The 11,008-nt window shown below is 72.3% G+C and carries 8 protein-coding genes and 1 pseudogene; 8 read left to right on the top strand and 1 reads right to left on the bottom strand.

Translation table 11 applies throughout. From position 1 onward, the window contains the following. The 6 genes from G3I65_RS15580 to G3I65_RS15555 form a co-directional block, all read left to right on the top strand. Nucleotides 1-1,736, top strand: a 1,736-nt coding sequence (locus tag G3I65_RS15580; RefSeq protein ID WP_160696749.1) for a carboxyltransferase domain-containing protein, incomplete at its 5' end; no start/stop codon positions are given. After that, the gene (locus tag G3I65_RS15575; protein ID WP_160696748.1) at nucleotides 1,733-3,322 is read left to right on the top strand and encodes an allophanate hydrolase; all 1,590 of its coding nucleotides are present in this window, start codon (nucleotides 1,733-1,735) and stop codon (nucleotides 3,320-3,322) included. The genes G3I65_RS15580 and G3I65_RS15575, both read left to right, overlap by 4 nt. A gap of 30 nt (nucleotides 3,323-3,352) precedes the next feature. After that, nucleotides 3,353-4,576, top strand: coding sequence for a hypothetical protein (locus G3I65_RS15570; protein ID WP_160696747.1), 1,224 nt, complete (start codon nucleotides 3,353-3,355; stop codon nucleotides 4,574-4,576). A 59-nt stretch (nucleotides 4,577-4,635) separates the two neighbouring features. Beyond that, nucleotides 4,636-5,265 carry a DUF998 domain-containing protein gene (locus tag G3I65_RS15565; protein WP_160696746.1) on the top strand — a complete coding sequence of 210 codons (630 nt, stop codon included), beginning with the start codon at nucleotides 4,636-4,638 and terminating at the stop codon, nucleotides 5,263-5,265. Nucleotides 5,266-5,392: 127 nt separating this feature from the next. Next, on the top strand, nucleotides 5,393-6,583 hold the full coding sequence (locus G3I65_RS15560; RefSeq protein WP_160696750.1) for a thiolase family protein: 1,191 nt from the start codon (nucleotides 5,393-5,395) through the stop codon (nucleotides 6,581-6,583). Further along, nucleotides 6,583-8,694 carry a 3-hydroxyacyl-CoA dehydrogenase NAD-binding domain-containing protein gene (locus G3I65_RS15555; protein WP_160696745.1) on the top strand — a complete coding sequence of 704 codons (2,112 nt, stop codon included), beginning with the start codon at nucleotides 6,583-6,585 and terminating at the stop codon, nucleotides 8,692-8,694. Before G3I65_RS15560 ends, G3I65_RS15555 begins: the two co-directional genes overlap by 1 nt. Here G3I65_RS15555 and G3I65_RS15550 read toward each other — a convergent pair. Then, nucleotides 8,691-9,119 (bottom strand): hypothetical protein, encoded by a 429-nt coding sequence (locus G3I65_RS15550; RefSeq protein WP_309235482.1) that lies wholly within the window; start codon nucleotides 9,117-9,119, stop codon nucleotides 8,691-8,693. The genes G3I65_RS15555 and G3I65_RS15550 overlap by 4 nt on opposite strands. Nucleotides 9,120-9,188: 69 nt before the next feature. Here G3I65_RS15550 and G3I65_RS15545 point away from each other — a divergent pair, with 69 nt between their 5' ends. Both G3I65_RS15545 and G3I65_RS15540 read left to right on the top strand, forming a co-directional pair. Then, nucleotides 9,189-10,715 carry a PHP domain-containing protein gene (locus G3I65_RS15545; RefSeq protein ID WP_160696743.1) on the top strand — a complete coding sequence of 509 codons (1,527 nt, stop codon included), beginning with the start codon at nucleotides 9,189-9,191 and terminating at the stop codon, nucleotides 10,713-10,715. Next, nucleotides 10,709-11,008: pseudogene (locus G3I65_RS15540) on the top strand (alpha/beta hydrolase); the annotation flags it as partial. The gene G3I65_RS15545 and the pseudogene G3I65_RS15540, both read left to right, overlap by 7 nt.

Raw genomic sequence — 11,008 nt, 5'->3', positions numbered from 1 at the left:
GCCCGGAGCCGGCGGACCCCGTCGTGGGCCCCGTCGCCGACCGGCCGGACTTCGCCGGCCACTGGACGATCGGGGCGCTCGAAGGACCGCACGCGGCCCCGGAGTTCTTCACGCCCGAAGACGTCGACACCTTCTACGCCACCGACTGGCAGGTGCACTTCAACTCCGCCCGCACCGGCGTCCGCCTGGTCGGGCCGCGACCGGAGTGGGCGCGCCCGGACGGCGGCGAGGCGGGCCTGCACCCGTCGAACATCCACGACACGCCGTACGCGATCGGCGCCGTCGACTACACCGGCGACCTGCCGATCCTGCTCGGCCCGGACGGGCCCAGCCTGGGCGGGTTCGTCTGCCCGGCGACGGTCGCCACCGGCGAGCGCTGGAAGCTCGGGCAGCTGCGGCCGGGCGACACGGTGCGGTTCGTGCCGATCGCCACCGACCACGCGGCGGCACTGCGGACGCGGCCCGCGTCCGCGGTCGAGCCGAGCCGGCCCGCGCGCGAGGACGGCGGAGTCCTTTCGCGACTGTCCGCTTCGGACGGCGAGCCACCGGTCACCTACCGCCGCAGCGGCGACGACAACCTGCTCGTCGAGTACGGCGAGATGAAGCTCGACCTGGCGCTGCGGATGCGGGTGCACGCGCTCGCGGAACGGCTCGCGGACGAAGGCGTGCCGGGGATCGTGGACCTGACCCCGGGCATCCGGTCGCTGCAGGTGCACGTCGATCCCGACGCGCTGCCGGTCGGCAAGGCGCTCGGGCTGGTGCGCGAGCTGGAACGCGACCTGCCGCCGACGCACGACCTCGTGGTGCCCAGCCGCCAGGTCCGGCTCCCGCTGTCCTGGGACGACCCGGCCACGCGCGAGGCGATCGAGCGGTACATGACCGGCGTCCGCGACGACGCGCCGTGGTGCCCGTGGAACATCGAGTTCATCCGGCGGGTCAACGGCTTGTCCACTGTGGACGACGTGTACCGGACGGTGTTCGACGCCGAATACCTGGTGCTGGGCCTCGGCGACGTCTACCTCGGCGCGCCGGTCGCGACGCCGCTCGACCCGCGCCACCGCCTGGTCACGACGAAGTACAACCCGGCGCGGACGTGGACGGCGGAGAACTCCGTCGGCATCGGCGGCGCCTACCTCTGCATCTACGGCATGGAAGGCCCGGGCGGGTACCAGTTCGTCGGGCGGACCACGCAGGTGTGGAACAGCTGGCACGGCGGGGAGCGGCCGTGGAACCTGCGGTTCTTCGACCGGATCTCCTGGTACCCCGTGTCCGCCGAAGAACTCCTGGACCTGCGCGCGCAGAGCGCCTCCGGGCAGCTGGCCCTCGACACCACCGACGGCACCTTCGCGCTCGCGGACTACGAGAAGTTCTTGGCGGACAACGCCGAAAGCATCGCGGCGTTCCGGGCGACGCAGGCGGCGGCGTTCGAGGCCGAGCGGCAGGCGTGGGCCGCGGCGGGCGAGTTCGACCCGAAGCCGGAGCCGGTGACCCGGCCCCCGGCCCGGGTCGAAGCGCCCCCGGGCGGGCATGTGGTGGAGGCGCCGTTCGCGGCGACCGTCTGGCGGGTCGACGTCGCCGCGGGCGAACGCGTCGAGGACGCGCAGTCGCTGGTGACGCTGGAAGCGATGAAGACCGAGGCGCGCATCCCCGCGCCGGCGAGCGGAGAGGTGGTCGAAGTGCTCGTGTCCCCCGGCGACCAGGTCGCGCCCGGAACGCCGTTGGTGGTGCTCGGATGAGCCTCGTCGAACGCGTGCGGGCGGCGTACCGCCGGATCGAGCAGGTGGACCGGCCGGAGATCTGGATCGACCTGCGGCCCGAAGAAGAGGTGGTGGCCGAGGCCGCGGCGCTGGCCGGCCGCGGGCTGCCACTATCCGGGAAGCTCGTCGCGGTCAAGGGAAACATCGACGTCGCGGGCCTGCCGACGACGGCGGGCTGCCCGGCCTACGCCTACAAACCGGAGGCCGACGCCCCGGTGGTCGCGCGGCTGCGGGCGGCCGGGGCGCTGGTGCTCGGCACGACCAACCTGGACCAGTTCGCGACCGGGCTGGTCGGGACGCGCAGCCCGTACGGCGCGGTGCGCAACGCCGTCGACCCGGCGTACGTTTCCGGCGGGTCGAGCTCCGGCTCGGCGGTGGCGGTCGCGCTCGGCATCGCCGACCTCGCGCTGGGCACGGACACCGCGGGGTCGGGCCGGGTACCGGCGGCGTTCAACGGGATCGTCGGGCTCAAGCCGACCCCGGGCCTGCTGCCGACGGAAGGCGTGGTGCCCGCGTGCGCGAGCATCGACTGCGTCTCGCTGTTCGCGCGGACGGTCGAGGAAGCGTCGTTCGCATTGACGTGCCTGGCCGAACCCGCGCAGGTCCACACGGGACGGTTCCGGCTCGGCGTCCCCGCCGACCTGGGTCCGCTCGCCGAAGGCTGGGCGGAGGCGTTCGAGACGGCCGTCGAGGAGTACGCCGCCGCGGGCGCCGAAGTGACCACTGTGGACACGTCGGCTTTCCTGGAGGCGGCGCAGCTCCTGTACGGCGGCGCGTTCGTCGCCGAGCGGTACACCGCGGTCGGCGAGTTCCTGGACGCGCACCCCGGCGAGGTGGACCCGGTGGTGCACGGCATCATCACCGGCGCCAGGGACATCCCGGCCCACCGGTTGTTCGCGGACCAGGCGAAGCTGGCCGGCCTGCGCGCCGAAGCGCTGGCGATGCTGGCCGGCGTCGACGCGCTGCTGTTCCCGACGACGACCGAGCACCCCACACTCGCCGAGGTGGCCGCGGACCCGGTCGCGGTCAACGCGCGCCTGGGCCGCTTCACCAACTCCACCAACCTGTTCGGCCTGTCCGCATTGGCGGTCCCGGCCGGGACCGTGGCCGGGCGCCCGTTCGGCGTGATGCTGGTCGGCGCCCCGCACGACGACCTGAAGCTGGCAGCACTGGCAGGCCTGCGCGGCGAGCGGGTGCCGATCGTCGTGGTCGGCGCCCACCTGCGCGGCCAGCCGCTGAACCACGAGCTGACGTCGAGGGGCGGCCGGTTCGTGGCTTCGGTTTCGACGTCGGCGTCCTACCGGTTGTACGCGCTGGACACGGTGCCCCCGAAGCCCGGCCTGGTGCGGGTCGCTTCCGGCGGCGCCGCGATCGCGGCGGAGGTGTGGGACCTGCCGGTGCGCGGGTTCGGCGAGTTCGTCGCGCGGATCCCCGCGCCGTTGGCGATCGGCAAGGTCGAGCTGGCGGACGGCACACGGGTACCGGGCTTCCTGTGCGAACCGTCGGCGATCGATGGCGCGGAGGACATTTCGGCGAAGGGCGGCTGGCTAGCGCACCTGGCATAAATCGGATGCGGGCCACCGGATACTGGGCAGGTGAACGTTTCTTCGTGCGGCCATCTCGCACCGGCCGCCGGGGCGCGCGTCTGCGCCCACCTCACCACCGACAACCGACCGGCCTGCTTCCGCGTGCTCACCGGTGTCGCGACCCGATACGACCTGCTGTGCAAGGTGTGCGCCGAAGCCGCGGCGCCCGAGTTGCTGGACGCGTGCGTCGGGTGCTTCGAACGCGCCGAACGCGATGCCTCCCTCGGCTGGCGCGGCGATCCCGAGATCCTCCGGCGAGACCGGGACCTCGGCGGCACCTGGACGACGACACCCTGCCCGGTCACCCCGCTGAACGACCGGTGCCTCGCGCCGCTGCCGGACGGCTGGCTCGCGCGCACCGGCGCCGGGCTCGTCGCGATCCGGCCCGGCGAGCCGCCCTGCCTGGTCGCCGAAGTAGCACTCCCGGAAGAAGTTCCGGCGACGGGACCGGGACGGCCCCCCGCGCCGGCGCTGCACACCGCCGCCGACGGCCGGTTCGCCGCCGCGGTCACCGACTACGGCCGCCACGGCGTGGTCGTCGACCTCGCCTCGGGCGCGGTGACGCTGACCCTGGACCGGCAGGACTACCACACCGAAACGGTCCGGTTCCCGGTCGCGTTCCTCGGCCCGCAGGTCGTCGCCGCCACCGACTGGAACCGGCTCGACGCCTTCGACGCGGCCACGGGGCGCCTGCTGACCGAGCGCGTCACGACCCGCGAGGAGAACCCCGAGCACTACCTCGACTACTTCTTCGGCGCGCTGCTGCCGAGCCCTTCCGGGCAGTCCCTGCTCGTGGACGGCTGGGTCTGGCAGCCGGAGGGAATCCCGATGGTGCTCGACTGCGCGGCCTGGATCGCGGGCGAGACGCACGCACCCGAACACGGCCAAGCGCTCACGTTCCGCGATCCCTGGAACGTGCCGATGGCCTGGGTGGACGAGGGAACCGTCGCGCTGCAGGAGATCGGCGACGACCGGCCGATCGACGGCGTTCAGCTCCACGACGCGCGGACCGGCCGCCGGCTCGGGATGTTCGCCGGCCCGAAGGGACCGATGTGGGGCCGACGCGGCCTGCTGTACGTCAGCGCCGAAGCAGGCTTCGAGGTCTGGGACCCCGCCGACGGCGCCCGGATCGGCTTCGCCGAGGGCTTCCGCCCCACCGCGCACGACCCGGCGACCGGCGCCTTCGCCGAACTCCGTAACGATCAGCTGAGGATCTGGGCACCCGTCGGATAACAACGCTCCTCCCGGGGCACGAAACCGCCGATGACCTCGATGAGACCCCGGAGGCAGCCATGACCACGGCGACCAGATCCCCGCAGAACACCCTCGTCCACTCCTACCTGTTCCTCCGGCGCGCCATCGGGCTCATCGGCCTGGCGCTGCCGTTCGTCCTGATCTTCGGCAAGCAGTGGGCGCAGGGCGGCGACCTCATCGGGTCGCTCAGCGGCTACTACTACACCGACGTCCGCGACGTCTTCGTCGGCTCGATGTGCGCCGCCGGGGTGTTCCTGCTCGCCTACTACGGCCACGACTTCGTCGACAACGTCGCGAGCACCGTGGCCGGGCTCGGCGCGATCGGCCTCGCCCTCTTCCCCGCCACGCCGGACCACGACGTCACGGCCTGGGACCGCACCTCGGGCGTGCTGCACCTGACGTTCGCCGCGGTGTTCTTCCTCTCCCTCGCCTACTTCTGCCTCCGCCTGTTCCCCCACGACGGCGAACAGCCCCCGGGAGTCGGGGTCGTCTACCGCGTCTGCGGCGTGGTGATCCTGGCCGCGCTCGTGCTGATCGCGCTGACGAGCTGGCTGCGGCTCGTGCCGGAATGGCACCCGGCGCTGTGGCTGGAGAGCGCCGCGGTGTGGGCGTTCGGGGTGGCGTGGCTCGTGAAAGGCCAGACGTTGACGCCCAAGAGTGTGCCGTAGCCCACTCGACCGGGCCACACCACTGGTTACCGACGGGTAACAAGGGCTATCGTGCGGGCAAAGACCTCTACTTCATGGAGCTTCAGTGGCCGCACCAGCAACGCCGCTCGCGCCGAACGCGCGGGGCGTGCGCAACGTCGCCTTCGTCGAGGGGGTACGCACCCCCTTCGGCAAGGCCGGCGACAAGGGCATCTACGCCGGGACCCGGGCGGACGACCTCGTCGTCAACGCCATCCGCGAGCTGCTGCGGCGGCACCCCGAGCTGCCGCCCGAGCGCGTCGACGAGGTGGCCATCGCCGCCACCACGCAGATCGGCGACCAGGGCCTGACCATCGGCCGGACCGCCGCGCTGCTGGCCGGGCTGCCGAAGTCCGTCCCGGGCTTCGCGATCGACCGCATGTGCGCCGGCGCGATGACCGCCGTCACCAGCGTCGCGTCCGGCATCGGCTTCGGTGCCTACGACATCGCCATCGCCGGCGGCGTCGAGCACATGGGCCGCCACCCGATGGGTGAAGGCGTCGACCCGAACCCTCGGATCATCGCCGACAAGCTCGTCGACCCGACCGCGCTCGTCATGGGCCAGACCGCCGAGAACCTGCACGACCGGTTCCCCGCGATCACCAAGCAGCGCACCGACGCCTACGCCGCGCGCAGCCAGGAGCGCTACGCCGAGGCCGTCAAGACCGGCAAGATCGGCCCCGAGCTGGTTCCCGTCGCCACCCGCTCCAAGGAGCTGGGCTGGGGCCTGGCCACCGAGGACGAGCCGCCCCGCCCGGGCACCACGCTCGAAACCCTCGCGAACCTGAAGACGCCGTTCCGCCCGCACGGCCGGATCACCGCGGGCAACGCGGCCGGTCTGAACGACGGCGCGACCGCGTCGATCCTCGCCGACGAGGACACCGCCCGCGAGCTGGGCCTGCCGGTCGCGATGCGGCTGGTCGGCTACTCCTTCGCCGGCGTCGAGCCGGAGGTGATGGGCATCGGCCCGGTGCCGGCCACCGAGAAGCTGTTCAAGCGCACCGGCCTGTCCATCGACGACATCGGCCTGTTCGAGATCAACGAGGCCTTCGCCGTGCAGGTGCTGGCCTTCCTCGACCACTTCGGCATCGACGACGAAGACCCGCGCGTCAACCAGTGGGGCGGCGCGATCGCGTGCGGCCACCCGCTGGCCTCGTCCGGCGTCCGGCTCATGACGCAGCTGGCCCGCCAGTTCGCCGAGCGGCCCGACGTCCGATACGGCATGACGACGATGTGCATCGGCATCGGCATGGGCGGCACCGTGATCTGGGAGAACCCGGCCTTCGAGGGGGCGAAGTAATGACTTTCACCGCTGAAGAAGCGAAGGCCGCCTTCCCGGACGAGGTCGTCACGCACGCCGTGACGCGGCTGGTGAAGGTGCCCGGGCTCGCCAAGCCCGTCGCGCTCATCACGCTCGACAACGGCCACGACCACACCCGGCCGAACACCTTCGGCCCGCAGGGGCTCGTCTCGCTGAACACCGCGCTGGACAAGGCGTTCGAGGCCGAGCCGGCCGCGATCGCCGTCACCGGCAAGCCGTTCATCTTCGCCGTCGGCGCGGACCTCTCGGGCGTCGAGTCCGTGAGCGACCCGAAGCTGGCGCGCGAAATCGCCCAGACCGGGCACGACGTCTTCCGCCGCCTGACCGAGTCCAAGATCCCGACGTTCGGCTTCGTCAACGGCGCGGTCATGGGCGGCGGCCTCGAGCTGGCGCTGTCCTGCCACTACCGGACGCTCTCGGAGAACACCGCCGCCATCGCGTTCCCCGAGGTATTCCTCGGCCTGTTCCCGGGCTGGGGCGGCACGCAGCTGCTGCCGAACCTCATCGGCGCCGACGCCGCCGTCACGGTGATCATCGAGAACGCCTTGGCGCAGAACAAGATGCTGAACGTCAAGCAGGCGGCCGAGCTCGGCATCGTCGACGCGGTCTTCGGCTCGGCCGACTACCTCGAGCAGTCGCTGCTGTGGCTCGCGAAGGTGGTCAACGGCGAGATCACCCCGGCCCGCCGCGAAATCGACCGCGGGTCCGGCTGGGACGCGGCCATCGCCCGCGCCAAGTCCATTGTGGACGGACGCACGCACGGTGCGTCGCCGGGCGCGACCAAGGCCGTCGAGCTGCTGGAGCTGGCACGCGAGAACGACCTCGACCGCGGCTACGCGGCCGAGACCGACGGCCTCGCCGAGCTGCTCATGTCCGACGTCCTGCGCGCCGGGCTGTACTCGTTCAACCTGGTCAACAAGCGCGCCAAGCGCCCGGCCGGCGCGCCCGACAAGTCGTTGGCCCGCAAGGTGAACAAGGTCGGCATCGTCGGCGCCGGCCTGATGGCCAGCCAGCTCGCGCTGCTGTTCGTGCGCCGCCTCAAGGTGCCGGTCGTGCTGACCGACGTCGACCAGGAGCGCGTCGACAAGGGCGTCGGCTACGTCCACGCCGAGATCGACAAGCTCCTGGGCAAGAAGCGCCTCTCCCCGGACGGCGCCAACCGGCTCAAGGCGCTCGTCACCGGCTCGCTCGACAAGGCCGCGTTCGCCGACGCCGACTTCGTCATCGAAGCCGTCTTCGAGGAACTGGGCGTCAAGCAGCAGGTGTTCGCCGAGCTGGAGCAGCACGTCTCCCCCGAGGCGATCCTGGCGACGAACACCTCGTCGCTGTCGATCACCGCGATGGCGTCGAAGCTGCAGCACCCCGAGCGGGTCGTCGGCTTCCACTTCTTCAACCCGGTCGCCGTGCTGCCACTGCTGGAGATCGTCCGCGGCGAGCAGACCGACGACGCTTCGCTGGCGACGGCGTTCTCGGTCGGCAAGCAGCTGAAGAAGTCCAGCGTGCTGGTCAAGGACGCGAGCGCGTTCGTCGTCAACCGGCTCCTGCTGCGCTTCCTCGGCGAGGTGCTGGTGACCGTCGACGAAGGCACGCCGTTCGACGTCGCCGACCAGGCCCTGGAACCGCTGGGCCTGCCGATGACGCCGCTGACGCTGATGCAGCTCGTCGGCCCGGCCATCGCGCTGCACGTCGGCGAGACGCTGCACGAGGCGTTCCCGGACCGGTTCACCGTGTCCGAGAACCTCGCGAAGTTCGTCAAGGCGGGCAAGAAGGGCGTCTGGGTCTGGGACGCGCAGGGCAACCAGTCCGCGGACCCCGAGGTCGTCGAACTGTGGACGCAGGGCGACTCTCCGTCCACTTCGGAGCAGGTGCGTGACCGGGCGCTGTCCGCCATCGCCGAGGAGATCCGGATCATGCTCGACGAGGGCGTGGTCGCCGAGGCGCAGGACATCGACCTGTGCCTGATCCTCGGCGCGGGCTGGCCGTTCTGGAACGGCGGCATCACGCCGTACCTGGACCGCTCCGGCGTCTCCGAGCGCGTGAACGGCAAGCCGTTCCTCGCCCCGGGCGTGGCTTCGGTTCCGGCTTCCTAGTATTCGCCCTCCCGAGGGCACTTCGGCGGCGGCGCGGTGAGTTTCAGCCGCGCCGCCGCCGCGTCGGAATCGACGACCGTCACGCGCTCCGCGGTCCGCAACCGCGCGTGCAGCTCCTGCGCCCAGGCCTTCAAGTCCGTTCCCGGGACGGCCAGCAGCGAGACCGACGGCGAGTCCACGAACACCCGCCGCGCCTTCGGATCGTCGCGGAGGGACCGCATCGCCGCCAGCAGTTCGGCGTCGGTGGGGAACAGCACGACGACGGCCGCGCACAGCGTGTGCCCGGCGAGCGGCGCGGGGTTCGTGTCCACCGGCAGGTCCGGCGGGCGCTTCAAGGCCGCCACGAAGAACGCCAGCCCCACGCCGGCCGCCAGTGCGAGCGCGATCACCGGCGACAGCACGCGGACCAGCGGCTTTTCCTCCACACCCAAGATCACAGCACACGTTGGCCGCCGGGACACCGCCCGTTCACCCCGGCGGCTTAGCGTCCGCGCGTGACCACCGACAGACGCCGGTTCCTCAAAGGCGCCGGGCTCGCGGCCGCCGCCGCGGGACTCCCCCTCCCCGACCTCGACGTCGACCTGAGCCGGTTGTGCGGCCGCTACCAGTGGCTGGTGGGCGATCACCACACGCACAGCCAGTACTCCTACGACGCGATGTACCGGATCGAGCAGATCGCGGCCGGCGGGCGGGCGCACGGCGCCGACTGGATCGTCTTCACCGACCACGGCCACGCCGAGCACGAGAAGGTGTCGGTCGAGCCCACCGAGGCCGATTTCCTCGCCGCCCGGCGGAAGTACCCGGAGCTGCTGCTGTGGCACGGCATGGAGTGGAACGTCCCGGGCGCCGAGCACGCGACCGTGTTCTTCCAGGCCGGGGCCGAGCAGGCCGCGAAACTGCGTGAATTCGAGCGGACCTTCGACTGGCGGCTGACGAACTCCGAGGCGTCGAACCCGGCGAACGAGGCGCTCGCGCTGCGGGCGTTGCGCTGGCTGGCTTCGGAGGAGCAGGCGAAGCGGATCCACGCGCCGGTCGTGCTGATCAACCACCCGCTGCGCAACGGCCGCGTCGCCCCGCACGAGCTACGCGCCTACCGCGACGCCGCCCCGCACATCGTGATCGGCATGGAGGGCGCGCCCGGCGCGCAGGCCGACGGCTTCCCGAAGCCGCTCGGCAACGGCGGCGCGCGCGGCGGCTACGCCAACAGCGCGGGCCCGAACTCGTGGCCGGGCTACCCCGCCGAGGCGTACCGGACGTTCGGCGGCTGGGACTGGGCGACGGCGAAGGTCGGCGGGCTCTGGGACTCGCTGCTCGCCGAGGGCAAGCCGTGGTGGATCACCACGAACTCCGATTCGCACTACAACCGCGGCGACACGCTCGTCCGCCCGCCGGTCGCGGGCGACTGGTACGACACGCACGGCAAGTACCCGGACCCGGTCGACAGCGGCGTCCCGCAGCTGGCCCCGCCGTACGCCGACTTCTACCCCGGCGAGTTCAGCCGGACGCACGTCGGCGTCACCCGGCGCAGCCTCGAAGGGGTGCTGGAGGGCCTGCGCGCGGGCCGGATCTGGCTGTCCCACGGCGGCCTGGTCCAGGCGCTCGACGTCGGCGCGTACGGCGGCGGCTCGGCGGCGACGCTCGGCGGACGGCTGCGGGTGCCACGCGGTTCGGACGTCACGCTGGTGGTTTCGGCCCGGCTGGCGTCCCGGCCGAACGGCGGCGGGGCGGTCCCGCGGCTGGCCCGGCTGGACGTCGTCGCGGGCCCGGTGACCGGTCCGGTGACCGACCCGGACACGATGACGGCGCCGGGCACCCGGGTCGTCGAGTCGTTCGAGCCGCGCTGGGCGCCCGGGCGGCAGGTCGTCTTCCGGCACACCTTCCGGAACGTGCGCTCGCCGTTCTACTCGCGGGTCCGCGGGTCCAATGGGGATTCCGAGCCCACTCCGGACGTCATCGGGCAGGCGAATCCGTTCGAGGACTTGTGGATGTACGCGAACCCGATTTTCGTGGACGTGTGCTGAACGGGAGAGTGCTCCTCGTCCGGGCCGTGATGGCCGGGTTGCGGTGGCTGCTGGGCCTGCCTTCGCCGGTGTTGCGCGTGCTCGCGGGCCGTCCGATGGTGGTCGACGGGCGGCAGCCGGTGCTCTCGGCCCAGGTGCTGATGCGGGTTTCGCGGTTCGCGCCGTTCGACGCGCCGCACCGGAACGGCAGCCTCACGCGGGCCCGGGCCGAGCTGAACCTGGCCGGCGCGCTCGCGGGCGCGGGGATCTGCCCGGGCGTCCGGACGCGCGACTCGTCGTGGCCCGGCCCCGGC

The organism is Amycolatopsis sp. SID8362, from assembly GCF_010550475.1.
GTDB classification, from domain to species: domain Bacteria; phylum Actinomycetota; class Actinomycetes; order Mycobacteriales; family Pseudonocardiaceae; genus Amycolatopsis; species Amycolatopsis eburnea.
Note: the sequence above shows the minus strand (reverse complement) of the source record. Positions and strands in the feature narration are given on the sequence as shown.